Raw genomic sequence first — 26,187 nt, 5'->3', positions numbered from 1 at the left:
CCCCTTGGGATGGGCGGGCTGTGCCGTGGCGGCCTGTGCCGTGGCGGGCTGTGCTGCAACAGGGCTGTGGAGCAACAGGGCGTGGAGCACCAGTGCGGCCCCGGCGGACATCGCCTGGGTAGGCAGGCTTCGGGACCAGCTGCTCGCTAAGTTCTTGCGAGAGGATCGCTGCCAACCGAGGAGTAAGACGTGACCGACCTGACCGCGTTCATCGCCGGGCTGCCCAAGGCCGAGCTGCACGTGCACCATGTGGGGTCGGCGTCGCCGCGGATCGTGGCGGAGCTGGCGGCGCGGCATGAGGGTAGTTCACCGGTGCCGGCCGACCCGGCGGCGCTGGCCGAGTATTTCGAGTTCCGGGACTTCGCGCACTTCATCGAGATCTACCTGAGCGTGGTCGACCTGATCCGGGACGCGGCGGACGTGCGGCTGCTGACCTATGAGATCGGGCGGGAGCTGAGCCGGCAGCAGGTGCGGTATGCGGAGTTGACCGTCACCCCGTATTCGAGCGTGCGCCGCGGGATTCCGGCCGGGGCGTTCTGCGAGGCGATCGAGGACGCCCGGGTGGGGGCCCGCCGGGACTTCGGGGTGGACCTGGCGTGGTGCTTCGACATCCCGGGGGAGGCCGGGCTGCCGTCGGCCGAGGAGACGCTGCGGATCGCGCTGGAGGAGCGGCCGGACGGGCTGATCAGTTTCGGTCTGGGTGGGCCGGAGATCGGGGTGCCGCGGCCGCAGTTCAAGCCGTATTTCGACAAGGCGCGGGCGGCCGGGCTGCACAGCGTTCCGCACGCCGGGGAGACCACCGGGCCGGGCACGATCTGGGACGCGATCCGGGAGCTGGGCGCCGAGCGGATCGGGCACGGCATCGCGGCGGCGCAGGACGAGGGGCTGATGTCCTACCTGGCCGAGCAGCAGATCCCGCTCGAGGTCTGCCCGACGTCGAACCTGCGCACCCGGGCGGTCGCCGACCTGGCCGAGCACCCGATCGGCAAGCTGGTCGCGGCCGGCGTGCCGATCAGCGTCAACTCGGACGACCCGCCGATGTTCGGCACCAGCCTGGAGCGGGAGTACGCGGTCGCCGCCACCCTGCTCGGCCTCGACCAGCACGGCGTCGCCGACCTGGCTCGCGCCGCCGTCCGCCACAGCTTCCTGTCCTTCGACGGCAAGGCGAAGCTGACCGCCGAGATCGACGCCTACGAAGCCGCCGCCACGCACTGACCCGGTCAGGGGGACAGCGGGTCCTGCCAGAACGCGACCATGACGATGGTGCCGATGGTGAGGATGGTCAGCCAGCGGATCAGGCGCCGCCGGTAGAACCGGGCCGGATCCTCCTCCGGCTCGGTCTCCGGCCTGCTCAGCAGATCGGGCATCGCTTTCCCTCCGGTCCTTCCTCGGCGAGCGGGCCACGGCACGCCCGCCTTGACGGAATTGGAAACGGTCAGCTGGGGACGGCTGTCCAGCTCTGGTGGCGCTGTGCGGTGTCCGGCTCCAGGGTCAGCACCCGGTGCCAGCCGAACCGCTGGCTGCCGACGCCGGCCACCAGATCGCCGGTCCCGTTGCGCAGCGTGAAGCCGTGGTCGGACGCCTGCAGCCGCCACTGGGTGCCGGGGCTCGTGCAGCCGCCCTGCACCAGCGGCGCGCCGGCCACCGCCGCGCCGCCGAGCGGCAGCAGGCACTTGCCGCTGGCCCGGGAGACCAGCGTGTAGCTGCCCTCGTCGGCGGCCGGGACGAGCTGCCACTGCTGCTGGTTGCCGCCGTCGGCCGGGCCGAGCGTGGCCGGCGTGCCGTCGGTGGCGCGTGCCGCGTAGAGGTCGGCGGCGCCGCCGGTCAGCGCGTTGGTCAGCACGAAGTACGAGTTCTGCACCGGCCGGGCGGCGGGCGCGGTCCGGGCCGTGCCGGTGGCCCGGTAGCCCTGCGACTTGCTGGTGACCTCGACCTTGTAGGTGGCGTCCGGCTTGAGCCCGATCAGCCGGGCCCGGGTCGCCTTGGTCGTGGCCACCGGCTTGCCGTCCACCGACACCTGGTATTTCGCGTTGTCGGAGGCGGCGCTCCAGGTCAGCCGGACGGAGAGGCTGCTCGCGTCGCGGATCTCCAGCGCCGCCTGCACCCCGCCGCCGGCGGTCGGCGGCTGGGGCGCGCCGGCGTCCTGGTCACCGGAGCCGTTCGCGCCGTTCTCCGCCTTCGGCGGCTGGAAGGCGGCCGGTTCGACGGCCACCGGCGCGCCGGGCGGCGCGCTCGCCCCGGGCAGCGGCGCGGCCGGCGCGGACGCGCTCGGTGCGGTGCTCGGGCCGGCCGGCGGGTCGCCGGCCGGGGCGCTGGTGCTCGGGGCCGGCGTCGCGGAGCTGGGCGCCGGGTCCGGGCTGGCCGGGGCGGTGGTGGCCGGCAGCTCGGCGGTCCCGGTCGGGTCGGGGGTGACCGCGCCGGGCACGTCCGGGATGTCGTCGCCGCCGTCGCTGCGCAGCAGGAAGTCGCTGAGCGCCACGTTCCAGTGGGTGTCCAGGAAACTGCCCGGCTTCGGGTTGGTGTTGAAGTAGTCGTCGTGGCCGCAGTCCAGCCGCACCTCGTGCGACTTGGGGCAGGCCTGGCGGACCGTCCGGTTCGCCCGGTCGGCGCCGCAGAGCAGGTCGTAGTCGTCCAGGCAGCCGCCCGCGCCGGTGCCGTTCGGGGCGCCGTTGAGCACCGCGCCGAAGACGTGGGTCAGCTCGTGGGCGGCCATCACCGAGCTCCAGCAACCGGCGTCGACCCGGGCGTAGGACGGCCCGGCGTTGTTCCGGTTGGTCCGGCCGGGGCGCTGGTCGTCGACGTAGGTGCCGATCCCGCAGTAGACGTTGGTGTCGGCGAACATCAGGTACTTGCGGTCGGTGCGGTTGTAGCCGAGGGCGCCGAGTGCCTTGACCGTGGCGGCGAACGAGCCGAGCGAGCCGGCCGGCAGCTCCACCTCGGAGACCGAGACCGTGCAGTCCGGCGTGGTCACGTAGCGGACGTGCCGGGAGCCCCCGGTCTCGCCGGCGCTGGCGTCGTAGATGGCGTCGACGCCGCCGGCCCAGGTGCGGAACGAGTTGACGTACCGGCTGTACTTGCTGGTGCCGCCGGCGGCGTAGAGGTAGAGCACCTGCACCCGCTTGCCGCTCTGCCCGTCGCCCTCGCAGGCCACGCCGTCCGGGCCGAGCACGAAGTCGGCGTTGCCCGGGGCCGGGTCCGGGATCAGCGCCGGCGCCTCCGGGGTGAGCGCGCTGCCGCCCAGGTCGCGGGCGATCTCGGCGTCGGCCGGGACGGGAGCGTTCCGGACCACGCGGACCGACGAGGGCAGCTTGGTGGCGGCGGTGACCGGGGCGACGTCCTTGCCGACGGACAGGCCGGTGGGCACCCGGTCCGGCCCGTGCGTGCAGGTCTCGTCGAAGAGCACGTAGGACCCGGCGCACAGCGCGTTCTTCGCGGCCGGCTTCAGCCCGTCGTAGATCAGGCCCTGGTCGGGCGCGTCCGCGGGCAGCGCGGTGAGTTCGAACCGGCCCGGGTCGTCGGGCGCGGAGCTGCCGATCACGCTCGGGCCGACCACGCCGCCGACCCCGAGCAGGGCCAGGCCGAGAGCCACCGGAAGCATCCGGGTGGTGACGGAGCGTGGCGGCTGCTCCCGGTCAGCTCCGGCGCGGCGCCGCCCTGGGGGCGACCCACGGAACGCTGACCGGCGATGCGCGGGCAAAGCAGCTCCTTGTCGGAACGGTGTAGCTGGTACGCGGTGGGAGGGGGCCATGGGGTGCCCGCCTCCCACCACGCGGGGGCTCCGCCGGCCGCGGCGATGGGGACGTGCGGTGTGCGAACCGGGGAGCCGGATGGGATCGGAGGGAACACTGCCAGCCCGGGCGAGCCAGGGGAACACTCTTAAAACAGATCTAAGCAACTTCTGTTCCGTACGGGGGAAGGGGCTTGCGGATCAGCTCGGGCGTCGTCCCAGCCGGCCACGGCCGACCAGTCCGAAACGACTCGGTGTCTTGGGTACGGCCTCGGCGTCGGCGATCAGCATCACCACGCTGGCCCCGCCCATGGTGGCCCGGTCCAGGCTGACCGAGCCGCCGGTGGACTGGGTCAGCCGGCGGGCGATGTCCAGGCCCAGGCCGGTCGAGCCCTGCTGGCTCTGGCCGCGGCGCAGCGCCCGCTCCGGGTCCGGGATGCCCGGGCCGGCGTCGTCCACCCGCAGCGCCACCCAGCCGTCCCGGCGGGAGAGCGCCACCTCGAATGCGGTGCCCTGCGGGGTGTAGCGGAACACGTTGCCGAGGATCGCGTCGAGCGCGGCGGCCAGCTCGGCCCGGGCCACCGGGACCGGGATCCGCATCTGCGCGCCGACCACCCGGTACTGCCGGTTCTGGTCGCCGGCCAGCGCGGACCAGAACGTCATCCGCTCCCGGACCACCTCGCTGGCGTCGCACAGGCCCTCCTCGGGGGCGGCGGCCACCTCGCGGGCGACCGCCTGCCGGGTGGTGTTGATCAGGGAGTTGACCTCGTCCTCGAGGGTGGCGATGGCCTGCCGGATGCGCCGGATGCCGCGCCGCCGGTCCACCTCGTCCGCGGTCAGGTCGATGATCTGGGTGTCGTCCGGGTCGAGCGCCTCGGCGTCCAGCCGCAGCGCGGTGAGCGGGGTGCGCAGCCGGTGCGACAGGTCGGCGACCAGCTCCCGCTCGTCGGTGCGCGAGCTGACCAGGCGGTCGGCCATCCGGTTGAACGCGTAGCCCGCCTCGGCCAGCTCGCGCGGCCCGGACGGCGAGATGCGCACGTCCAGGTCGCCGTCGCCGACCGCGAGGGCCGCCTCGACCAGGTTGTTCGCCGAGTTGACGGCGCCACGGGCGAGCCGGTCGACCACTATCACCGAACCGCCGACCAGCACCACGGCCAGGCCGAGCAGCAGCCACCAGTCACGGGCGGTGTTCGCGCCGAGCTCGGAGTCCGGCACGAACGCCTCGACCACCCAGGACTTGCCGGCCGCGGTGACCGGCTGCAACCGGACCACGCCGCCGGCCACCTCCACCACGCTGGCCTCGGTGCTGGTCGCGGCCTGGTCGATCTGCCGGGCGCTGGCCCGGCCGCCGTCGGTGGGCGCCAGGCCGGGCACGTGCACCACCGGGCCGCCGGCCTCGGTGATCGCGGCGGCCACGCCTTTCTGCCCGGCGCCGGCGACGATCGCGCCGGCCACCGTGGAGGTCCGCTGGGCGGCCTCGGCGAGCGCCTGGTCGCGGTGGTCGGAGCGCAGCCCCCAGCCCAGCGGGATGAGGAAGACCAGGGCGGCGACGGCGGTGGTGGCGGCCGTGGTGTAGGCCAGCCGCAACCTCAGTCCGGCGCCACCAACCGGAATCCGACCCCCCGCACGGTGCGCAGGTAGCGGGGCTTCGCCGCGGACTCGCCCAGTTTCCGGCGGAGCCAGTACAAATGCACGTCGATGGTCTGGTCCTCGCCGACCGATGGCTGTCGCCATACCTCCTCCAACAGCTCACGACGGGAAACCACTCGGCCCGGGCGGGCGGCGAGGTACGCCAGCAGGTCGAACTCCTTGCGGGTCAGCGCCAGCGGCTGGTCGCCGAGGGTAGCGCTCCGCTCGCCCACGTCAACCCGCAGCTCACCGACCTCGTGGACGGCGGGCTGGGCGGCGCGGCTGGCCCGGCCGACCCGGCGGAGCACGGTGGCGATCCGGGCGTCCAGGTGCGCGCCGGTGAACGGCTTGACCATGTAGTCGTCGGCGCCGGCCCGCAGCAGCCGCACCACGGTCTGCTCGTCGTCGCGCGCGGTGGCGATGATGATCGGCACGTCGGTGATGCCGCGCAGCATCCGCAGCGCGTCCGACCCGTCCAGGTCGGGCAGCCCGAGGTCGAGCACGACCAGGTCGGGGGTCTCCGCGGCGACCCGCCGGAGAGCCTCCAGCGCGGTGCCGACGGCGTGCACGGCGTGCCCCCGGTCGGCGAGCGAACGGAGCATGGCGCCACGCACGACATGATCGTCTTCGACGAGCAACACCGTGGCCATGCGAAGACCGTACCGACTCCGGCGGGCAGAACCTAAAGGGTCATGGAGTGAGATGCTTTGATGACTCTCAGTGATGGAATACGATCCGAAGTACCGATGTCCTTCATCCTCTTCCCCAGTACGCGACTCGCGTTGGCCCTGGACAGCCTGGCCGGCCTGAGCGTCGGCGACGCCCTCGGCGCCCAGTACTTCGTGCCCGGCAACAAGCCCGCCGACCTGCTCGACGGCCGCGTCCCGGCGCCGCCCTGGGACTGGACCGACGACACCGAGCAGGCCTGCTGCCTGGTGGCCACCCTCGACGAGGGCGACTTCGACCGGGACGCGTTCGCCACCCGCCTCGCCCAGGTCTTCGAGCCCTATCGGGGCTACGGGCCCGGGGCGGTCGTCATGCTCCGGCAGATCCGGGAGGGGCTGCCCTGGCCGATCGCGGCCGCCGCGGCCTTCCACGGGCAAGGCTCGTGCGGCAACGGGGCGGCGATGCGGGCCGCGCCGCTCGGGGCCTGGCACGCCGACTCGCTGGCGCACGCGGCCACCCAGGGCGCCCGCGCCGCCGAGGTGACCCACGCGCACCCGGAGGGGATCGCCGGTGGGGTGGCGGTCACCGTGGCCGCCGCGTTCGCCACCGCCGCCCGGCTGGACGGGCTGCGGCCCGAGCCGGGACAGCTGCTGCGGGCCACCGCCATGCACACCGCGCCGGGCGTGGTCCGCGACGGGCTCCGGGACGCGGCCACGATCAAGGGCGTCGAGGAGGCCGCGGCCCGGCTCGGCACCGGGGGCCAGGCGACCGCGCAGGACACCGTGCCGTTCGCGCTCTGGGCCGCCGACCGCTACCTGGACGACTTCCCGGCCGCCGTGGCGGCGTGCGTGGTCGCCGGTGGGGACGTGGACACCACCGCGGCGATCGCCGGGGGAGTGGTGGCGGCGTACACCGGGACCGCCGGCATCCCCGCCGGCTGGCTGGCGAATCGGGAACCGCTTCCGGCGTGGCTGGCCGCCGGGAGCGGACAGTAATCGCCAGGCGGATAGCATCAGGACGCCTAGTCGCTCATCGAATGGAGATCACCGTGTCTGCACCCCGTACACCCGCTGTGGCCGACCCACTAGTCGTCCCGGCCGGGACTACGGCGGCCGACGCGGTGGCCGCCGCCGGGCTCCCGGCCACCGGGCCGAAAGCGGTCGTCGTGGTCCGCGAGGCCGACGGCCGGCTGCGTGACCTGCACTGGTCGCCGGCTGCCGACACCGAGGTGACCCCGGTCGCGATCGACACCCCGGACGGCCTGGACGTGCTCCGGCACTCGACCGCGCACGTGCTCGCGCAGGCCGTGCAGGACGTCTTCCCGGAGGCGAAACTCGGCATCGGCCCGCCGATCCGGGACGGTTTCTACTACGACTTCGACGTGGAGAAGCCGTTCCAGCCGGAGGACCTGACGAGGCTCGAGAAGCGGATGCAGGAGATCGTCAAGGCCGGCCAGACCTTCCACCGCCGGGAGTACTCGTCGCTCGACGAGGCCAAGGCGGAGCTGGCCGCCGAGCCGTTCAAGCTGGAACTGGTCGACATCAAGGGCGACGTGGACGCGGAGGCCGCCGCGGTGGGCGCCGGCGAGCTGACCCACTACGACAACCTGGACAAGGACGGCAAGCGGGTCTGGGGCGACCTGTGCCGGGGCCCGCACCTGCCGTCGACCCGGCTGATCCCGGCGTTCAAGCTGATGCGCTCGGCCGCCGCCTACTGGCGCGGTTCGGAGAAGAACCCCCAACTGCAGCGGATCTACGGTACGGCCTGGCCGTCACGTGACGAGCTGAAGGCGTACCTCAATCGTCTCGCCGAAGCCGAGCGCCGGGACCACCGCAAGCTGGGCACCGAGCTGGACCTGTTCTCCTTCCCCGACGAGATCGGGTCGGGTCTCGTGGTCTTCCACCCGAAGGGTGGGGTGATCAAGCGCGAGATGGAGGACTACGTCCGGGCCCGGCACATCGAGGAGGGCTTCCAGTACGTCGGCAGCCCGCACATCAGCAAGGAGAACCTCTTCCTGACGTCGGGCCACCTGCCCTACTACAAGGACACGATGTTCCCCCCGATGCAGCTGGAGGGGGCGGACTACTACCTCAAGGCGATGAACTGCCCGATGCACAACCTGATCTTCAGGTCGCGCGGGCGGTCCTACCGTGAGCTGCCGATGCGGCTGTTCGAGTTCGGCACGGTCTACCGCTACGAGAAGTCCGGCGTGGTGCACGGCCTGACCCGGGTGCGCGGCCTGACCCAGGACGACTCGCACTCCTACGTCACCGCCGAGCAGGCCCCGGCCGAGATCAAGCACCTGCTGAACTTCGTCCGGTCGCTGCTCGACGACTTCGGCCTGGACGACTACTACCTGGAGCTGTCGACCCGGGACCCGAAGAGCGACAAGTTCATCGGCACCGACGAGCAGTGGGAGACCGCCACCCGGGTGCTGGAGGACGTGGCCAAGGAGTCCGGCCTCGAGCTGGTGCTCGACCCGGGCGGCGCGGCGTTCTACGGCCCGAAGATCAGCGTGCAGGCCAAGGACGCGATCGGCCGGACCTGGCAGATGTCCACCATCCAGTACGACTTCAACATGCCGGCCCGGTTCGGCCTGGAGTACCAGGCGGCGGACGGCACCCGGCAGGAGCCGGTGATGATCCACTCGGCGAAGTTCGGCTCGATCGAGCGGTTCTTCGGCGTGCTGGTCGAGCACTACGCCGGCGCGTTCCCGGCCTGGCTGGCGCCGGTGCAGGTGGTCGGCATCCCGATCCGCGACGACCACGCCGACTACCTGGCGGCGTTCGTCGACCGCCTCCGCAAGGAGGGCATCCGGGCCGAGGTGGACTACTCCACCGATCGGATGCAGAAGAAGATCCGGACCGCGCAGCAGCAGAAGATCCCGTTCATGGCGATCGCCGGCGACGACGACGTGAACGCCGGCACCGTGTCGTTCCGTTACCGGGACGGCTCGCAGCGCAACGGCGTCTCGCTGGACGAGGCGGTCGCGCACGTGGCCGAGGTGGTCCGCTCCCGGGTCAACACCGGGCCGTCCGCCGTCTGACCTCAGTTCCCGCTCCCGCCGCCGGCGTGTCCGCGCGCCGGCTCGGCGGGAGCGGGCCGGGTCATGCCCGACGACGTGCTGCGCGACGCCGACCCGGCGCGGTGTGGCCGAGCCGCCGGTGCGGGCGCTGTCACGTCCACCTGGACGGTAGTGTTCGGGCGTGACCGACCCCGACGGCCTGGAACGACTGTGGACCCCGCACCGGATGACCTACATCGACGGGATCGACACGCCGCAGGGCTGCGCGTTCTGCCTGGCGCCCGGGCTGCCCGAGCCGGAGAGCCTGGTCGTGGCCCGTGGTGAGCTGGTCTACGCGGTGCTCAACCTCTATCCGTACAACCCCGGCCACCTGATGGTCTGCCCGTACCGGCACGTCGCCGACTACACCGACCTGACCGAGGAGGAGACGGTCGAGGTGGCCGCCTTCACCCGGACGGCGATGCGGGTGATCCGCGCGGTGAGCCGGCCGCACGGCTTCAACCTGGGCATGAACCAGGGCGCGGTGGCCGGCGCCGGGATCGCCGCCCACCTGCACCAGCACGTGGTGCCCCGGTGGGGCGGCGATGCCAACTTCATGCCGGTGATCGGCCGGACCAAGGTGCTGCCGCAGCTGCTCGCCGACACCCGTCTGATGCTCGCGAAAGCCTGGCCTAGCTAGCGGACTTCTTGATCGCCTCGGCCAGGTGCGGCGGCATCGGCTCGTGCCGGACGTAGGTGCGGGAGAACGTGCCGGCGCCGGAGGAGAGCGCGCGCAGCTCGACCGCGTAGCGCACCAGCTCGGTGGCCGGCACCTCGGCCCGGACCAGGCTGTGCCCGCCGTCCGCCTCGGACTCGGTGCCGAGCGGGCGGCCGCGCCGGCCGGACAGGTCGCTCATCACCGCGCCGACGTAGGTGTCCGGCACCCGCACCACGATCTCGTCGACCGGCTCGAGCAGCGTCACCTGACCGGCCGCGGCCGCCTCCTTGAGGGCCAGCGCCCCGGCGGTCTGGAACGCCGCGTCCGAGGAGTCCACGCTGTGCGCCTTGCCGTCGAAGAGGGTGACCCGCAGGTCGATGACCGGGTAGCCGGCCACGATGCCTTTCTCCAGCTGAGCCCGGACACCCTTCTCCACCGAGGGGATGTAGTTGTGCGGCACGGCGCCGCCGACCACCCGGTTGACGAACTCGAAGCCGGAGCCGCGGGGCAGCGGTTCCACCTCGATGTCGCAGACCGCGTACTGCCCGTGGCCGCCGGACTGCTTCACGTGCCGGCCGTGCCCCTTGGCCGGGCCGCCGAACGTCTCGCGCAGCGCCACCTTCACCGGCTCGGTGTCCAGCTCGACGCCGCCCGCGCGGAGCCGGTCCAGCACCACGTCGGCGTGTGACTCGCCCATCGTCCAGAGCACCAGCTGATGGGTGTCGGCGTTGCGCTCCAGGCGCAGCGTCGGGTCGCCGGCCACCAGCCGGGCCAGGTTCTTCGCCAGCGCGTCCTCGTCCGAGCGGGTCTTGGCCACCACCGCGATCGGCAGCAGCGGCTCGGGCATCGACCAGGGCGCCATCAGCAGCGGGTCGTCCTTGCTGGACAGCGTGTCGCCGGTCTCCGCGGAGCCGGACTTGGTGATCGCGCAGATGTCGCCGGCCACGCACGAGCCGACCTCGCGCAAGGTGGCGCCGAGCGGGGTGTAGATGTGCGCCACCCGCTCGTCGGCGTCGTGGTCCGGGTGGCCGCGCTCGGCCAGGCCGTGCCCGGAGACGTGCAGCGTCTGGTCCGGGCGCAGGGTGCCGGAGAAGACCCGGACCAGCGAGACCCGGCCGACGTGCCGGTCGATCGTGGTGCGCACCACCTCGGCCACCACCGGGCCGGCCGGATCGCAGGTCAGCGGCGGCCGGGCCGAGCCGTCCACCCCGGTGACCACCGGCAGGTCGTGCTCCAGCGGCGACGGGAAGCTGGTGACCAGGCCGTCGAGCAGCGCGTCCAGGCCGACGCCGGTGCCCGCGCAGACCGGGATGACCGGGTAGAAGTTGCCCCGGGCGACGGCTTTCTCCAGGTCCGGGATGAGCGCGTCGGTGTCGATCAGCTCGCCGCCGATGTAGCGGTCCATCAGGGTCTCGTCCTCGCTCTCCGCGATGATCCCCTCGATGAGCTGGTTCCGGTCGTCGGCGATCGGGTTGAGGTGCTCCGGCTCGGCCGCCTTGGCGGTCGGCGGGTAGCCGCCCGAGTAGTCCAGCACCCGGAGCGTGACCAGGCCGATCAGGCCGGCGATCGACTGCCCGTCGTCGCCCAGCATCGGCTGGTAGACCGGCATCACGTTCTCGCCGAAGGCCTCCTGGCAGTCCTGCAGCACCTGCTCGTAGTCGGCGCGCGGGTGGTCCAGCCGGGTGATCGCCACCGCGCGGGGCATGCCGACCGCGGCGCACTCCTCCCAGAGCGCGATGGTGGCGTCGTCCACGCCGTCCACCGCGGAGACCACGAACAGCGCCGCGTCCGCCGCGCGCAGCCCGGCCCGCAGCTCACCGACGAAGTCGGCGAAACCCGGGGTGTCCAGCAGGTTGATCTTCACGTCCTGGTGCACCAGCGGGGCGCAGGACAGCGCGACCGAACGCTGCTGCCGCACCGCCGCCGGATCGTGATCGGTGACCGTGGTGCCGTCGGTCACGGTGCCCGCGCGGGGGATCGTGCCGGTGGCCGCGAGCAGCGCCTCCACCAGCGTGGTCTTCCCGGCGCCGGAGTGGCCCACCAGCACCACGTTGCGAACTCTGCCGGGCTCTGTCACCACCGGCGCGGCTGCGCCGGCTTGCCCCTTCTCCGAAGTCTTCTGCGCCATGCCGAGCGCTCCCGTCGTTTCCGGTCTGTTACGCCGCTGTTCTACAAATCCCACACCCGGGGCTGTCCCGGTCGCAAGGACCGAGAGACACCAGATCGTGCCGGATGGTGACGATCCGGCGAACCCGGGGGCGAGCCGTACCGTCACCAGGTCCGCGCCGATATGGTGGGACGGCCATGGCAAAGATCGTCCAAGTAACGGCCCGTGCCGTCGTCTCGTACGGCGTCAACCCGGTCGCACAGTTCCTACTCCGGATCGGCGTCTCACCCGACGCCGTCACCGTCGCGGGCACCGTCGGGGTGCTGATCGGTTCGTACTTCGGTGCGAAGGGTCAGCTTCTCTGGGGCACCGTGATCGTAACCGCCTGCGCTCTCACCGATGTGCTCGACGGGACAATGGCCCGGCTTCGTGGTGGTTCGAGCAAGTTCGGGGCCCTTCTCGACTCGTCGATGGACCGGATCGCCGACGGCGCCGTGTTCGGTGCGGTCGCGTACTACCTGGCCACCGAGGGCAACCCGTACAACGGGATGATCGCCGCCTTGATCAGCCTGGTCTTCGGCCAGGTCGTGTCGTACGTGAAGGCCCGCGCCCAGTCGCTCGGGCTGAACGCCGACGTGGGCATCGCCGAGCGCCTGGAGCGCCTGCTGATCGTGGGCGTCGGCGGTCTGCTCGGCGCGGCCGGGCTGCCCTGGGGCCTGCCCGCCGCGCTCTGGGTGCTGGCCGTCCTCTCGGTGATCACCGCGGCCCAGCGCCTGCTGCACGCCCGGCGCACCGAGCCTCAGGTCGCGGTCGAGTGAAGGACCAGCTCATCACGCTCGGCTACACGGCCGGGTGGCGTCTGGTGCGGGCGCTGCCGCTGCCGGTGGCCCGCGCGCTGTTCACCCGGGTGGCCGACCGCGCCTGGAAGGCGAACGGCCCCGGCACCCAGCGGCTGCGCCGCAACTACCAGCAGGTGGTCGGCCCGGACATGCCGGAGACGCTGGTCCGGGACGGCCTGCGGTCGTACGCGCGGTACTGGATGGAGGCGTTCCGCCTGCCGACCCGGTCCCGCGAGGAGAACGCGGCCGGCTTCCACATGGAGGCCGAGTCGTACGACGAGATGAAAAGCGTCGTGGCCGAGGGCAGGGGCATGGTGCTCGCCCTGCCGCACGTGGCGAACTGGGACGCGGCCGCCGCCTGGGTGGTTTCCCACGACTGGCAGATGATCACCGTGGCCGAGCGGCTCAAGCCGGAGTCGGTCGCCCGGAAGTTCCTGGACTACCGGGAGAGCCTCGGCATGCGGGTGCTGCCGCACACCGGTGGCGACCGCCCGGTGCTGGACGTGCTCACCGAGCACCTGAACCAGGGCTGGGTGGTGCCGCTGCTGGCCGACCGGGACCTGTCCCGCGGCGGCGTCGAGGTGCGGTTCTTCGGCGGCCGGACCCGGATGCCGGCCGGCCCGGCGATCCTCGCCATCCGCACCGGCACCCCGCTCTACGTGGCGGACCTGTGGTATTCCGAGCACCGCGTCGAGGCCCGGCTCCACAAGATCATGCCGCCGGCCGACGGGACGCTCGACCAGCGGGTCAAGCGGACCGTGCAGCTGATGGCCGACGCCTTCGCCATCGGCATCGCCGAGCACCCGCAGGACTGGCACATGCTCCAGAAACTCTGGATCTAGGGGGCCGGCGTGCGGATCGGGATCGTCTCGCCCTACTCGTTCGACGTCCCCGGCGGCGTGCAGAACCACATCATGGACCTGGCCGAGGCGCTGATCGGGCTCGGTCACCACGTGAGTGTGCTGGCGCCCGCCGACGAGGACGCCGACCTGCCGGCCTACCTGGTGCCGGCCGGGCGGGCGGTGCCGCTGCCGTACAACGGGTCGGTGGCCCGGATCGCCTTCGGGCCGGTCTCCACCGCCCGGGTGCGCCGCTGGCTGGCCCGCGGCGAGTTCGACGTGCTGCACGTGCACGAGCCGCTCACGCCCAGCCTGTCGCTGCTCGCGGTGCTCTCCGCGCGCGGCCCGGTGGTGGCCACCTTCCACACCGCGATGACCCGCTCCCGGGCGCTCGCCGTCGCGCAGAACTTCCTCCAGCCGGTGATGGAGAAGATCACCGCCCGGATCGCGGTCAGCGAGCTGGCCCGCAAGGTGCAGGTGGAACACCTGGGCGGCGGCGCGGTGGAGATCCCCAACGGGGTCGCGGTGGCGAAATTCGCCACCGCCGCTCCGCTGCCGGGCTGGCCCGGGGAGGGCGGCACGCTCGGTTTCCTCGGCCGTTTCACCGAGCCTCGCAAGGGCTTCCCCCTGTTGCGTACGGCGTTCGTCACGCTCGCCAAGGAGCGCCCCGGCCTGCGCCTGCTGGTGGCCGGCCCGGGTGACCGGGACGAGCTGTTCGACGACATCCCGGCCGAGCTGCACTCCCGGGTCGAGCACCTGGGTCTGGTCAGCGAGCCGGACAAGGCCCGGATGCTGCGCAGCGTCGACGTCTACGTGGCGCCGAACACCGGCGGCGAGAGCTTCGGCATGATCCTCACCGAGGCGATGGCGGCCGGCGCCACGATCGCGGCCAGCGACCTGGACGCGTTCCGTCGGGTATTGGACGGTGGCCGGGCCGGCGCCCTCTTCCCGAACGGCGACGCGGCCGCCCTCACCGGCCTGCTCGGCGAGCTGCTCGACAACCCGGCGCGACGCGCTGAGCTGGCCTCCTGCGCCCGCCAGGTGGTCGGTACGTTCGACTGGCCGAGTGTGGCCGCCCGGGTCCTCGAGGTCTACACCACGGCGATCGAGGCCACCGACGGGCGCGTCTTCGACGACGACGAGACCTGATCGGCACAGGGCAGCTGACGGTCCGACACATTCCGGCACTACGATGCCCCGCATGTGGTGGGTGGTGGGTGTCGTCGTGCTGGCCACGATCTTCTCGGCGTACCTCGGCTGGACCGCCCAGCGGGTCGAGCGGGTGCACGCCCGGGCCCAGTCCGCGGAGCGCGCCCTCGACGCCCACCTGCTGCGCCGTGCCGCGGCCGCCGCGGTGGTCGCCGAGCGGATCGACGGGGTCGAGCTCTACGCCGCCGCCCGGCTGGCCCTGGACGCCGAGCCGGACGAGCGCGAGTCCGCGGAGAACGACCTGACCCGCCAGCTGCAGCGGATCGACCTGGACCCGGCCGACCCGGCGGCACGCACCCTGATCGCCAGCAGCCGCCGGGTGGTGCTGGCCCGCCAGGTGCACACCGACCTGGTCCGCGACGCGCTCACCGCCCGCCGCCGCAAACTGGTCCGGGTGCTCCGGCTGCCCGGCCGTTACCCGCGCCCGCGCTACTTCGACATCGTCGAGCCGGTGATGCCGGAGCTGCCCCCGCTGCCGGCCCCCGCCCCGTCCCCGGAAGCCCTCCCGGCCCAGGCCGTCTGAGCCATCCCGCTGCCGCGACACCGCTTGTTCTCTTGCGGATCTTTTCCGGTACGACTCGCAGCTCCGTGCGAGCCGGCCCGCGAGGCTCCGGCCCACGCACGACCGCGACGCGTGTCGTGCGGGTCCGCCCAGCGCACGGTGAGAGCCGCCGTCGCCTGGTGAGAGCCGCCGTCCCGCGGTGAGGGGCCGCCGTCCCGCGGTGAGGGGCGTCGTCCCGGGGTGAGGGGCGTCGTCCCGCGGTGAGGGGCGTCGTCCCGCGGTGAGGGGCCGCCGTCCCGCGGTGAGGGGCCGCGATGTCCGCCGTTGGTCACGGTTGCGGCCGCGGCTCACGGTCCGGGCTGGGTCTGAGGGGTGTCTCAAGGCGGTCGAGACACCCCTGAGGGCCAGCCGGGGGGCGCTGGCCGCGGCCGGGACAGTGACCAACGGCGGGTGTCGCGGCTCTGACCGCGCACTGAGCGGACCCGCACGACACGCGTCGTGGTCGTGCGTGGGCCGGAGCCTCGCGAGCCGGCTCGCACGGAGCCGCGAGTCGTACCGGAAAAAGATCCGCAAGAGAACAGGCGGCGTCGCGGCAGCGGGGATGGTTGTCGGCGGGCATGCGGAAGGGCCGCCCGGCAGGACGGCCCTTCGCGAACGGACGATGGCGAGCGGACGATTACCAGCCGCGCTCGGCGAGGCGGTGCGGCTGCGGGATCTCGTCGACGTTGATGCCGACCATGGCCTCGCCCAGGCCGCGGGACACCTTGGCGATCACGTCCGGGTCGTCGTGGAACGTGGTGGCCTTGACGATCGCGGCGGCGCGCTGGGCCGGGTTGCCGGACTTGAAGATGCCCGAGCCGACGAAGACGCCCTCGGCGCCGAGCTGCATCATCATCGCGGCGTCGGCCGGGGTGGCGATGCCGCCCGCGGTGAACAGCACGACCGGCAGCTTGCCCGCCTCGGCGACCTCCTTGACCAGCTCGTACGGCGCCTGCAGCTCTTTCGCGGCGACGTAGAGCTCGTCCTCGGGCAGGGTCTGCAGGCGGCGGATCTCGGCGCGGATCTTGCGCATGTGGGTGGTGGCGTTGGAGACGTCGCCGGTGCCCGCCTCGCCCTTCGAGCGGATCATCGCGGCGCCCTCGGTGATCCGGCGCAGCGCCTCGCCCAGGTTGGTCGCACCGCACACGAACGGCGCGGTGAACTGCCACTTGTCGATGTGGTTGGCGAAGTCGGCCGGGGTGAGCACCTCGGACTCGTCGATGTAGTCCACGCCCAGCGCCTGCAGCACCTGGGCCTCGACGAAGTGCCCGATCCGGGCCTTGGCCATCACCGGGATGGAGACGGCGTTGATGATGCCGTCGATCATGTCGGGGTCGGACATCCGGGAGACGCCGCCCTGGGCCCGGATGTCGGCCGGGACGCGCTCCAGCGCCATCACCGCCACGGCGCCCGCGTCCTCGGCGATCTTCGCCTGGTCCGGGGTGACGACGTCCATGATCACGCCGCCCTTGAGCATCTCCGCCATGCCGCGCTTGACGCGGGCGGTGCCGATGGCGGGCTGGTTCTCAGACATGGAACGACTCCTCGTGCGGGGTTTCGGTAGGCCGATCGTAGGAAGCGCGGGCCGCGCCGCTCGATAGCCAATCGACCCCCCGGTGGCCTGCATTAGCCCGTCGCCGGGGAGGTCCTAGAGTTGACGCGTGAACATCGGAGTGCTGGCCCTGCAGGGCGACGTGCGCGAACACCTGTCCGCGCTGGCCGAGTCGGACGTGCTGGCCCGCCCGGTCCGCCGGCCCGAGGAGCTGGCGGAGGTCGACGCGCTGGTGATCCCCGGCGGGGAGTCCACGACGATGAGCAACCTGGCGATCACGTTCGGCCTGCTCGACCCGGTCCGGAAGCGGATCGCGGACGGCATGCCGGTGTACGGTTCCTGCGCCGGCATGATCATGCTGGCCACCACGGTGCTGGACGGCCGTCCCGACCAGGAGTCCTTCCAGGGGATCGAGATGACCGTCCGGCGCAACGCGTTCGGCCGGCAGGTCGACTCGTTCGAGGCGGCCGTGGAGATCGAGGGGATCGAGGGCGGCGACTTCCACGCGGTTTTCATCCGCGCGCCGTGGGTCGAGCAGGTCGGCCCCGACGTGCGGGTGCTGGGCCGCGTCGCTTCCGGCGCCGCCGCCGGTAGGATTGTCGCCGTTCGGCAGGGGAACCTGCTCGCCACGGCTTTCCACCCGGAGCTGACCGGCGACCTTCGCGTCCACCGGTACTTCGTCGAGATGGTCCGCCAGGCCGCACCCGCACGGTAGACACGGAGGTTACGCATGTCCGGCCACTCCAAGTGGGCGACGACCAAGCACAAGAAGGCGGTCATCGACGCCAAGCGCGGCAAGATGTTCGCCAAGCTGATCAAGAACATCGAGGTCGCGGCGCGGACCGGTGGCGGCGACCCGGCCGGTAACCCCACGCTCTACGACGCCATCCAGAAGGCGAAGAAGTCGTCGGTTCCGAACGACAACATCGACCGCGCGGTCAAGCGCGGCTCCGGCCTGGAAGCCGGCGGCGCCGACTGGCAGACGATCATGTACGAGGGGTACGGGCCGAACGGTGTCGCGCTGCTGATCGAGTGCCTCACCGACAACCGGAACCGGGCGGCCACCGAGGTGCGCACCGCGCTGACCCGCAACGGCGGCACCTTCGCCGACGCCGGCTCGGTGTCGTACCTGTTCAACCGCAAGGGCCAGGTGATCATCCCGAAGGCCGGCCTGAGCGAGGACGACGTCATGCTGGCCGTCCTGGACGCGGGCGCCGAGGAGGTCAACGACCTGGGCGACTCGTTCGAGGTGATCAGCGAGCCGACCGACCTGATCGGGGTGCGCAACGCGCTGCGCGACGCCGGCATCGAGTACGACTCGGCCGAGTCCCCGCTGGTCCCGACCATGACGGTGCCGCTGGACGAGGAGCCGGCCCGCAAGGTGTTCAAGCTCATCGACGTCCTGGAGGACTGCGACGACGTGCAGAACATCTACGCCAACTTCGATGTCTCCGACGAGGTAATGGCACTCATTGACGCGTGACAGGTAGTCGCGGGGCAAGTAGGCTGGAGGGGTGCTCGTGTTGAATGACCCAGTGCTGCACCTGGCCACCCTCGAGGATCTGGATGTCGAGGATCTTGTTCACCTGCCCCGCGGCTATCGCTACGAACTGCACGACGGAAATCTCGTCGTCATGACTCCCACGTCCTTCTGGCACAAGGCCATGGCGGGACGGATCATGATGATGTTGCACGCGGCCGGTGCCGACGCGTTCCAGGATCCTGGAGTGCGGGGGCGTCGGCCGCGCGACTGTCGCCTTCCGGATGTCGGCGCCGTCATCGCTCTGCCGCCGAACGCCGCCGACTATTCCAATCTGCCCGGTTCCGCCTTCAGTCTCGTGGTTGAGGTGGTCTCGGAGAACTCGCCCAACGGTGAGTACACCCACAAGGCCGACTGGTATGCCGAGCAGGGCATCCCGGAGTACTGGATCGTCGAGCGAGACGCCGAGCGTTCCCACGACGACGCCACGGTCATCATCAACCGGCTGGCCGACGACGCCGGCAAGCCCGGATACGTGGAGGAGCGCAAGCTGCGCCTCTCCGAGCTGGAAGCCGAGTACGCGGCGAAGCGGGCCTAAGAGCCGGTGGTGGTCAGCCAGGTCATGCCCTGGACCATGCCGCCGACCAGCAGGACGCCGCCGATCACCAGGCGCAGGATGCGGCGGTGCTCGGACTGGCGCCAGGCGTGGCACCAGGCGATCGACGCGTCGGCGAGGGTGCGCAGGTTCGCCCGTCGCGTACCGTCGAGCACCGCGGCCTTGTGGAAAGCGAGGCTGGCGGTGTGGCCGCCCACCGTGACCAGCGCCGGTTGTGGCGTGCGGAGCACCCGGACCTCGACCTCGTAGACCTGGTCCTCGCGCCACGCCGACGTCCGTTTCGCGAGGCGTTTGCGCAGGTAGATGCCGGGCGCGTCGGAGTGCGTGAGACGGCCCCAGAAGCGCAGGCGGCGCCAGTGGCCGGCCAGGTCGGTCAGCACGTCCTGATAGATCTCCTGACCGGCCGGATGGCCGCCGACCAGGCGCACGGCCTCGTGCCGCAGCTCACCCTCGTGGGCCGCGACGACATCGACGAACTCCGGTGGTGGATCGTCCTGCATCGGCGGTATCAGGTACATCCCGGCCTCCCACCCCCATCGTCGAGGCGTGTCGGCGGTGGGCGCAAGAGGACCGCGTATTAGGGTGTCGAACACACGTACGTGAGGGGAGGCCGTGGTGCGCGTGCTCGGCATCGACCCGGGTCTCACCCGGTGTGGCGTCGGTGTGGTGGAGGGCGTGCCCGGCCGGCCCGGCAAGCTGATCGCCTACCACGTGGTCCGCAGCGAGCCGGACGAGGACATCTCGATGCGCCTGCTGCACCTGGACCGGAGCCTGGCCGAGCTGGTCGCGCTGCACCAGCCGGAGAGCGTCGCGGTCGAGCGGGTCTTCGCGCAGCACAACGCGCGGACCGTGATGGGCACCGCGCAGGCCAGCGCGGTCGCCATCCTGGCCGGCTCGCGGGCCGGGCTGCCGGTGCAGACCTACACCCCGAGCGAGGTGAAGGCCGCCGTCACCGGCTCCGGCACCGCCGACAAGGCGCAGATCACCGCCATGGTCACCCGCCTGCTCAAGCTCGACGCGCCGCCCCGGCCGGCCGACGCGGCGGACGCCATCGCCATCGCCATCTGTCACATCTGGCGCGGGGGCACCCGCGCGAAGATCCAAGCCGCGGCGCTCGCCGCCGCCCGCAGGAGCAGCCGATGATCGCCAGCGTGCGCGGTGTGGTCACCGCGATCCTCCCGGACAGTGCCGTGGTCGAGGTCGGCGGCGTCGGCATGCGGGTCTTCTGCACGCCGACCACGCTGGCCTCGCTGCGGACCGGCGCGGAGGCCCGGCTGGCCACCACGCTGATCGTCCGGGAGGACTCGCTCACCCTCTACGGCTTCGCCGACGACGACGAGCGGCAGCTGTTCGACCTGCTGCTGACCGCCAACGGGGTGGGCCCGCGGATCGCCCAGGCGGTGCTGGCGGTGCACCAGCCGGACGCGGTGCGCCGGGCGATCAGCGGCGGCGACATCGCCGCCCTGACCCAGGTGCCGGGGATCGGCAAGCGCGGCGCGGAGAAGATGATCGTCGAGCTCAAGGGCAAGATCGGCCCGGTCGGCTTCGGCGACGGCGGCACCACCGGCGTGCTCGCCGGGGCCTGGCAGGAGCAGGTTCGCCAGGGTGTGCTCGCGCTCGGCTGGAGCGCCGCCCAGGCCGACCAGGCGGTCGCCGCGATCGGCGAGACGATCGACGGTGAGGTGCCGCCGGTGCCGGTGCTGCTGCGTCAGGCGATCCGCCTGCTGGGCAAGACCCGATGAGCGACCTGTCGCCGGACGCGCACGACGAGGAGCTGGACGCCGAGGCCAGCGTCCGGCCCCGCCGGCTGTCCGACTTCATCGCCCAGCACCGGGTCCGGGACCAGCTGGAACTGCTGCTCAAGGCGTCGATGGGCCGGGGCACCCCGCCGGACCACATCCTGCTCTCCGGCCCGCCCGGCCTCGGCAAGACCACGCTGGCCAACATCGTGGCGGCCGAGCTGGGCACCGGGATCCGGACCACCAGCGGCCCGGTGATCGAGCGCTCCGGCGACCTGGCCGCGATCCTGACCGGCCTCGGCCCGGGCGACGTGCTCTTCATCGACGAGATCCACCGGATCGCCAAGCCGGCCGAGGAGCTGCTCTACAGCGCGATGGAGGATTTCCGGGTCGACGTGGTGGTCGGCAAGGGCCCGGGTGCGACGGCCATCCCACTCGATGTGGAGCCTTTCACACTGGTCGGCGCGACCACCCGGGCCGGCCTGCTGACCGGCCCGATGCGCGACCGGTTCGGCTTCGTCGCGCACCTGGACTTCTACTCGCCGGCCGACCTGGACGCGCTGCTGCACCGCTCGGCGCGGATCCTCGGCGTGCCGATCACCGCGACCGGCGCGGCCGAGATCGCCGGCCGGTCCCGGGGCACCCCGCGGATCGCCAACCGGCTGCTGCGCCGGGTCCGTGACTACGCCGAGGTCCGCGGCGACGGGGTGGTCACCGACGAGATCGCCCGGGCCGCGCTGCAGGTTTACGACGTCGACGAGCTGGGCCTGGACCGGCTGGACCGGGCCGTGCTGCGCGCCCTGATCGAGTCGTTCAAGGGTGGCCCGGTCGGGCTCTCCACGCTGGCCGTGGCGGTCGGTGAGCAGTCCGACACGGTGGAGGAGGTGTGCGAGCCGTTCCTGGTGCGGGCCGGGCTGCTGGCGCGCACCCCGCGCGGCCGGGTGGCCACCGAGGCCGGGTGGGCGCATCTCGGCAAGACCCCGCCGCAGGACGGCAGGTCCGGGGTCTTCCAGGGGGACCTGTTCGCGCGAGATGCGTGAATATACCTCGTGATGTGAACGTGACGTGTGCCGCATTCGTAGTCTCCAGGTTGACCGATTAGACTCGCCCCCGCTTCAACCCGGATGTTTTGCTGCCCCGGCGAGCCTCATGCGAGGTCCCGGTGGCCTACGGAAGGCTGTTTCCCGTGTACGTGGCCGAGTCCGCGAGCTCCAACCCACTGGGGCTTTTCCTGCCCTTCATCCTGATCATCGGCGTGATGTATTTCCTGATGATCCGGCCGCAGCAGAAGCGGCGCCGGGAGGCGATGGAGATGCAGAACAAGCTCGGCGCGGGCGACGAGATCGTGACCATCGGTGGGCTGCACGGCACCGTGGTGGCCGCCGAGGACGACGTGGTGACCCTGGAGATCGCGCCGGACGTGGTGGTCCGGTTCGCCCGCCCGGCGATCGCCCGGGTGGTCACCCGCGCCGCCGAGCCGGCCGCCGAGACCGAGACCGAGCCGGTCGCCGCCGAGCCGGCCACCGCCGAGGAGCCGCCGAACCCGGTCGTCGACGTCCGGAAGCAGGACTGACAACACCACCCCCGGACCGGCCCGCGGCGCCCACGCCGACGGGTCCGGTCCGTCCCGGCCGCCGTCCGAGACGCCGACGGCCGGCCACCGATCGACAGTGCCGCGCGGCCGCGCGGCCGGAACACAGGGAGACCGAACGCCGTGGCACGACCACCACAGGGACAGATGCATCCCGGACGCCAACTCGGCGTGCTCGGCCTGATCTTCGTCGTCCTGTATCTGCTGGTCTTCTTCGCCGGTGACGCCAAGGGCAGCTTCACCGACCGCCTGGAGCCGAAACTCGGTCTCGACCTGGTTGGCGGCACGCAGGCGACGTACATCGCGTCGCAGGCCGGCGGGGTGCCGACCAAGGAGGCGATGGAGCAGGCTCAGAGCATCATCGAGAAGCGGGTGAACGCCCTCGGCGTCTCCGAGGCCGACGTGGTGATCCAGGGCAACAACACCATCGTGGTCTCCCTGGCCGGTGAGGCGGACGACCAGCTCAAGGACCTCGCGCAGGCCGCGAACATGCGGTTCCGGCTGCTCACCGCCACCACCGGCGACGTCTCCGCGAGCGCGCTGAACCCGGCGTCGCCGTCGCCGGCCGCGTCGGCCAGCGGCGCGCCGTCGGCCGCCCCGTCCGCGTCGGCCGGTGCCAAGCCGAAGGTCAGCGGCAGCGCGGTCCCCAAGGTCAGCTCCAAGCCGTCGGCGGGCACCGGTGGTCAGGGCGGCGGCGAGGCGGTGCCGAGCAGCACCCCGTCGGCCAAGGCCTCGCCCGCTCCGTCGGCGTCGGCCGCGGCCCCGGCCGCCACCGCGTCCGCGGACGCCCCGGTGACCGCGGACGTCAAGGCGCAGCGCGCGGCGATCGCGAAGAAGGTCGGCGAGAAGCTCTGGGCGCAGGCCGAGGCGTTGAAGGCGCCGGTCGACCTGAGCACCGACCCGAAGGCCGGTCTGCCCTACAAGCCGTTCTCCACGCTGACCCCGGCCGAGGTGGCCGCGCTCAGCCCGGAGATGCAGTTCAACGTCCCGACGATCAGCTGCGACCAGCTCAACAAGCGGCCGAACGGCTCGATCGACGACAAGGACGCCGAGGTGGTGGCCTGCTACCAGGGCGTCGCCAAGGTCAAGCTGGACAAGGCCAAGGTCGTCGGTGACGACATCTCCAGCGCCAGCCCGCAGCTCGACCAGCAGAACGGTCAGTGGGTCGTCTCGCTCGACTTCAAGAGCGAGGGTCAGAAGAAGTGGGCCGACCTGACCCGCCAGGCGTACAACGCCACCGCCAGCGAGCCGTGCCTCACCGCGATCCAGTCGATCGACTCGACCGCGCAGCACTGCGCCGTCGCGGTCGTGCTGGACAAGGAGATCCTGTCCGCGCCGGAGATCCAGGGCGTGCTGACCGGCTCCTCGCAGATCACCGGCCAGTTCGACGCGGTGTCCGCCAAGAAGCTGGCCGACCAGCTGAAGTTCGGCGCGATCCCGGTGACCTTCTCGGCCGGCCCGATGCAGACCGTCTCGGCGACCCTGGGCCTGCAGCAGCTCGAGGCCGGCCTGATCGCCGCCGCGATCGGCATGGCCCTGGTGGCGGTGTACGCGTTCTTCTACTACCGCCTGCTCGGCTCGGTGATCTTCCTGAGCCTGCTGCTCTCCGGTCTGCTCACCTTCGGCGCGCTGGTCTTCCTGGGCCGCAGCATGGGTTACACGCTGACCCTGGCCGGGATCGCCGGCTTCATCGTCTCGCTCGGTGTGGCGGCGGACTCCTTCGTCATCTACTTCGAGCGGCTCAAGGACGAGATCCACGAGGGCCGGTCGCCGCGCAGCGCGGTGCCGCGGGCGTGGCACCGGGCGCGGCGGACGATCATCTCGGCGAACACCATCACGATCATGTGTGCCGTGGTGCTGTACATCGTGTCGATCGGCGCGGTTCAGGGCTTCGCCTTCGCCATGGGCCTCTCCACCGTGCTTGACTTGCTCGTGGTGTTCCTGTTCCGGCACCCGATCATGACCATGTTCGCCAACACCAAGGCGTTCCTGTCGCCGCGGGTCAGCGGGCTCGGCCGGGTCCTGCGCCGCAACTCGACCGAGGAGTCCGTCTCCTCGCGTGTGAAGGAGGCCTGACATGGCCCGTCCCGGTCTCGCGTCCCGCCTCTACGCGGGTGAAGCGAACATCAACATCGTGGGCCGCCGGAAGATGTGGTTCACCATCGCGGCCGCGCTGATCCTGATCTCGATCGGCAGCTTCGTGATCCGCGGCTTCGAGCTCGGCATCGAGTTCGCCGGTGGCACCTCGTTCAGCGTCCCGGCCTCGGTCGACGGCAAGACGCTGACCCAGGATCAGATCCAGACCGCGGTCGACAAGGCGGTCACCGGGGCCAACCCGGAGGCGACCACCACCCCCGCGCAGAAGGTCGGCGACGGCGCGGACGCCAGCTACACGGTGCGCGCCTCGGCGCTCACCGCGAGCGAGGCCGAGGCGGCCAAGACCGCGATGGTCGGCGACCTCGGGGTCAAGGCCGAGGACATCAGTGACAGCCAGGTCTCGCCGGCCTGGGGCGGCCAGGTCAGTCAGAAGGCCCTGCTCGGTCTGATCATCTTCCTGGTGCTGGTGGTGGGCTATCTGGTGGTCCGGTTCGAGTGGCGGATGGCGGTGGCCGCGCTGGCCTCGCTGCTGCTCGACCTGGTGCTCACCGCCGGCGTCTACTCGCTGGTCGGGTTCGAGGTGACGCCGTCCACGGTGATCGGCTTCCTGACCATCCTCGGCTACTCGCTGTACGACGTGGTGGTGGTCTTCGACAAGGTGCAGGAGAACACCCGCGGGATCACCGCGGGCAGCAGCCGCACCTACGCCGAGGCGACCAACCTGGCGGTCAACCAGACCCTGATGCGCTCGCTGAACACCGGTCTGGTGGCCCTGCTGCCGGTCGGCGGCCTGCTCTTCATCGGCGCCGGCCTGCTCGGCGCCGGCACCCTGAAGGACCTGGGCCTGGTGCTCTTCGTCGGCATGGGCTTCGGGGTCATCTCCTCGATCCTGTTCGCCGCTCCGGTGCTGAGCGCGCTCAAGGACCAGGAGCCGAAGATCAAGGCGCACAACGCCCGGGTGCTCAGCCGCCGGGCCAACCGCTCCGACGACGTGGCCCGTGGCGAGCGCAGCCGCCCGGCGAACGCCACCGAGGCGGACGTGCAGCCGGCCATGGCGGGCAGCTCCACCCCGCGTCCGGGCGCCCGCCCGTCCGCGCGGCGCGGCGGCAACCGCCCCGGCGGCGCCGGTAATCGTCCGGGCGGTAAGCGCTGAGGACGACCTGCTGACGGCCCGTCACCGCGACTCGCGGTGGCGGGCCGTAGTCTTTCCGCCGTGACTAGCGAGAATTCCCCGGCTGAGCTGGCCGCTCTGGTGGCCGGCGCGAGCATCGACGTGCCGGATTTCCCCAAGCCCGGGGTCGTCTTCAAGGACCTGATGCCGCTGTTCGCCGACGGTGAGGTGTTCCGTCAGGTGATCGACGGGATCGTGGCCCACCACGGTGCGGGCTCGTTCGACGTGGTGGCCGGCGTGGAAGCGCGCGGTTTCCTGATGGCGGCCGCGCTGGCGTACGCCACCGGCACCGGCGTGGTGCCGGTCCGCAAGGCCGGCAAGCTGCCGCGCAAGGCCCTGTCCGCGTCGTACGAGCTCGAATACGGCGAGGCCACCCTGGAGGTGCACGAGGACGCGTTCGTCGCCGGACAGCGCGTCCTGGTGGTCGACGACGTGCTCGCCACCGGCGGCACCGCGGCCGCCGCGATCGACCTGGTGGAGCGGGCCGGCGGGACGGTGGCCGGCTTCTCCGTGCTGCTGGAGCTGGGGTTCCTGGGCGGCCGGGAGAAGCTGAGCCCGCGTACGGTACACGCCCTCTTGACCGTTTGATCCGAGTTCGCCATTCTTCGCCCGGCCGGTCCACCCGATTCGCTGGTTCGGCCGGGCCATTCGCGAGGTCGGTG

General features: G+C 71.9%; 25 protein-coding genes. 18 read left to right on the top strand and 7 right to left on the bottom strand.

Annotation, left to right across the window (positions count from 1 at the left end; all coding sequences use genetic code 11):
* The first annotated feature begins 189 nt into the window (after positions 1-189).
* The gene (locus BJY16_RS44945; protein ID WP_185045806.1) at positions 190-1,215 is read left to right on the top strand and encodes an adenosine deaminase; all 1,026 of its coding nucleotides are present in this window, start codon (positions 190-192) and stop codon (positions 1,213-1,215) included.
* Between the two features lie 5 nt (positions 1,216-1,220).
* Here BJY16_RS44945 and BJY16_RS44940 read toward each other — a convergent pair whose 3' ends face one another.
* The 4 genes from BJY16_RS44940 to BJY16_RS44925 all read right to left on the bottom strand — a co-directional run bounded on the left by BJY16_RS44940 (position 1,221) and on the right by BJY16_RS44925 (position 6,006).
* A complete protein-coding gene (locus tag BJY16_RS44940) occupies positions 1,221-1,367 on the bottom strand; it encodes a hypothetical protein (RefSeq protein ID WP_185045804.1) in 147 nt (48 codons plus the stop codon).
* A 68-nt stretch (positions 1,368-1,435) separates the two neighbouring features.
* Entirely contained in the window at positions 1,436-3,598 is a 2,163-nt protein-coding gene (locus tag BJY16_RS44935) for an RICIN domain-containing protein (RefSeq protein WP_239176833.1), read from the bottom strand.
* A 330-nt stretch (positions 3,599-3,928) separates the two neighbouring features.
* Positions 3,929-5,314, bottom strand: a complete 1,386-nt coding sequence (locus BJY16_RS44930; protein WP_185045802.1) for a HAMP domain-containing sensor histidine kinase — start codon at positions 5,312-5,314, stop codon at positions 3,929-3,931.
* Between the two features lie 2 nt (positions 5,315-5,316).
* On the bottom strand, positions 5,317-6,006 hold the full coding sequence (locus tag BJY16_RS44925; protein ID WP_043525920.1) for a response regulator transcription factor: 690 nt from the start codon (positions 6,004-6,006) through the stop codon (positions 5,317-5,319).
* Positions 6,007-6,102: 96 nt separating this feature from the next.
* Here BJY16_RS44925 and BJY16_RS44920 point away from each other — a divergent pair, with 96 nt between their 5' ends.
* From BJY16_RS44920 to BJY16_RS44910, 3 genes are all read left to right on the top strand, one after another.
* A complete protein-coding gene (locus tag BJY16_RS44920) occupies positions 6,103-7,017 on the top strand; it encodes an ADP-ribosylglycohydrolase family protein (RefSeq protein WP_185045800.1) in 915 nt (304 codons plus the stop codon).
* 53 nt (positions 7,018-7,070) lie between these two features.
* Complete coding sequence (gene thrS / locus BJY16_RS44915) at positions 7,071-9,068, top strand: threonine--tRNA ligase (RefSeq protein ID WP_185045799.1); 1,998 nt, start codon at positions 7,071-7,073, stop codon at positions 9,066-9,068.
* A gap of 205 nt (positions 9,069-9,273) precedes the next feature.
* Complete coding sequence (locus BJY16_RS44910) at positions 9,274-9,726, top strand: HIT family protein (RefSeq protein WP_185046970.1); 453 nt, start codon at positions 9,274-9,276, stop codon at positions 9,724-9,726.
* Here the strand turns inward: BJY16_RS44910 and BJY16_RS44905 are convergent.
* Complete coding sequence (locus BJY16_RS44905; RefSeq protein WP_185045797.1) at positions 9,719-11,872, bottom strand: elongation factor G-like protein EF-G2; 2,154 nt, start codon at positions 11,870-11,872, stop codon at positions 9,719-9,721. The genes BJY16_RS44910 and BJY16_RS44905 overlap by 8 nt on opposite strands.
* A 176-nt stretch (positions 11,873-12,048) precedes the next feature.
* Between BJY16_RS44905 and pgsA the strand changes: the two genes are divergently transcribed.
* From pgsA to BJY16_RS44885, 4 genes are read left to right on the top strand one after another with little or no spacing between them, the layout of a single operon-like run.
* On the top strand, positions 12,049-12,669 hold the full coding sequence (pgsA, locus tag BJY16_RS44900; protein ID WP_185045796.1) for a phosphatidylinositol phosphate synthase: 621 nt from the start codon (positions 12,049-12,051) through the stop codon (positions 12,667-12,669).
* On the top strand, positions 12,666-13,532 hold the full coding sequence (locus BJY16_RS44895) for a phosphatidylinositol mannoside acyltransferase (protein WP_185045794.1): 867 nt from the start codon (positions 12,666-12,668) through the stop codon (positions 13,530-13,532). The genes pgsA and BJY16_RS44895 overlap by 4 nt, the downstream gene beginning before the upstream one ends.
* 9 nt (positions 13,533-13,541) lie before the next feature.
* The gene (locus BJY16_RS44890) at positions 13,542-14,678 is read left to right on the top strand and encodes a glycosyltransferase family 4 protein (protein WP_185045793.1); all 1,137 of its coding nucleotides are present in this window, start codon (positions 13,542-13,544) and stop codon (positions 14,676-14,678) included.
* A 43-nt stretch (positions 14,679-14,721) separates the two neighbouring features.
* Positions 14,722-15,261, top strand: coding sequence for a hypothetical protein (locus BJY16_RS44885; RefSeq protein WP_185045791.1), 540 nt, complete (start codon positions 14,722-14,724; stop codon positions 15,259-15,261).
* A 655-nt stretch (positions 15,262-15,916) separates the two neighbouring features.
* Here the strand turns inward: BJY16_RS44885 and pdxS are convergent.
* Positions 15,917-16,813: a pyridoxal 5'-phosphate synthase lyase subunit PdxS gene (gene pdxS / locus BJY16_RS44880; protein WP_185045789.1), complete on the bottom strand. Its 897-nt coding sequence runs from the start codon at positions 16,811-16,813 to the stop codon at positions 15,917-15,919.
* Positions 16,814-16,940: 127 nt separating this feature from the next.
* Between pdxS and pdxT the strand changes: the two genes are divergently transcribed.
* The 3 genes from pdxT to BJY16_RS44865 are packed head-to-tail and all read left to right on the top strand — an operon-like array spanning position 16,941 to position 18,909.
* Complete coding sequence (gene pdxT / locus BJY16_RS44875) at positions 16,941-17,546, top strand: pyridoxal 5'-phosphate synthase glutaminase subunit PdxT (RefSeq protein WP_185045787.1); 606 nt, start codon at positions 16,941-16,943, stop codon at positions 17,544-17,546.
* Positions 17,547-17,561: 15 nt separating this feature from the next.
* The gene (locus tag BJY16_RS44870; RefSeq protein ID WP_185045785.1) at positions 17,562-18,314 is read left to right on the top strand and encodes a YebC/PmpR family DNA-binding transcriptional regulator; all 753 of its coding nucleotides are present in this window, start codon (positions 17,562-17,564) and stop codon (positions 18,312-18,314) included.
* Positions 18,315-18,345: 31 nt separating this feature from the next.
* The gene (locus BJY16_RS44865) at positions 18,346-18,909 is read left to right on the top strand and encodes a Uma2 family endonuclease (protein WP_185045784.1); all 564 of its coding nucleotides are present in this window, start codon (positions 18,346-18,348) and stop codon (positions 18,907-18,909) included.
* Here the strand turns inward: BJY16_RS44865 and BJY16_RS44860 are convergent.
* A complete protein-coding gene (locus BJY16_RS44860) occupies positions 18,906-19,445 on the bottom strand; it encodes a SigE family RNA polymerase sigma factor (RefSeq protein WP_185045782.1) in 540 nt (179 codons plus the stop codon). The genes BJY16_RS44865 and BJY16_RS44860 overlap by 4 nt on opposite strands.
* 97 nt (positions 19,446-19,542) lie before the next feature.
* Here BJY16_RS44860 and ruvC point away from each other — a divergent pair, with 97 nt between their 5' ends.
* The 7 genes from ruvC to BJY16_RS44825 all read left to right on the top strand — a co-directional run bounded on the left by ruvC (position 19,543) and on the right by BJY16_RS44825 (position 26,113).
* On the top strand, positions 19,543-20,070 hold the full coding sequence (gene ruvC, locus BJY16_RS44855; RefSeq protein WP_185046969.1) for a crossover junction endodeoxyribonuclease RuvC: 528 nt from the start codon (positions 19,543-19,545) through the stop codon (positions 20,068-20,070).
* The gene (ruvA, locus tag BJY16_RS44850) at positions 20,067-20,669 is read left to right on the top strand and encodes a Holliday junction branch migration protein RuvA (protein ID WP_185045781.1); all 603 of its coding nucleotides are present in this window, start codon (positions 20,067-20,069) and stop codon (positions 20,667-20,669) included. The genes ruvC and ruvA overlap by 4 nt, the downstream gene beginning before the upstream one ends.
* The gene (ruvB, locus tag BJY16_RS44845) at positions 20,666-21,706 is read left to right on the top strand and encodes a Holliday junction branch migration DNA helicase RuvB (RefSeq protein WP_185045779.1); all 1,041 of its coding nucleotides are present in this window, start codon (positions 20,666-20,668) and stop codon (positions 21,704-21,706) included. The genes ruvA and ruvB overlap by 4 nt, the downstream gene beginning before the upstream one ends.
* A 146-nt stretch (positions 21,707-21,852) precedes the next feature.
* Positions 21,853-22,239, top strand: a complete 387-nt coding sequence (gene yajC, locus BJY16_RS44840; protein ID WP_239176831.1) for a preprotein translocase subunit YajC — start codon at positions 21,853-21,855, stop codon at positions 22,237-22,239.
* Positions 22,240-22,404: 165 nt separating this feature from the next.
* Complete coding sequence (gene secD / locus BJY16_RS44835) at positions 22,405-24,333, top strand: protein translocase subunit SecD (protein WP_185046968.1); 1,929 nt, start codon at positions 22,405-22,407, stop codon at positions 24,331-24,333.
* A gap of 1 nt (position 24,334) precedes the next feature.
* The gene (gene secF, locus BJY16_RS44830) at positions 24,335-25,507 is read left to right on the top strand and encodes a protein translocase subunit SecF (RefSeq protein ID WP_185045775.1); all 1,173 of its coding nucleotides are present in this window, start codon (positions 24,335-24,337) and stop codon (positions 25,505-25,507) included.
* A gap of 60 nt (positions 25,508-25,567) precedes the next feature.
* On the top strand, positions 25,568-26,113 hold the full coding sequence (locus BJY16_RS44825; protein WP_185045774.1) for an adenine phosphoribosyltransferase: 546 nt from the start codon (positions 25,568-25,570) through the stop codon (positions 26,111-26,113).
* Positions 26,114-26,187 lie beyond the last annotated feature (74 nt).

This window comes from Actinoplanes octamycinicus, assembly GCF_014205225.1.
In the GTDB taxonomy this organism is placed as follows: Bacteria; Actinomycetota; Actinomycetes; order Mycobacteriales; family Micromonosporaceae; genus Actinoplanes; species Actinoplanes octamycinicus.
The sequence above is the reverse complement of the archived record's forward strand: the minus strand, read 5'-3'. Positions and strand labels throughout refer to the sequence as shown.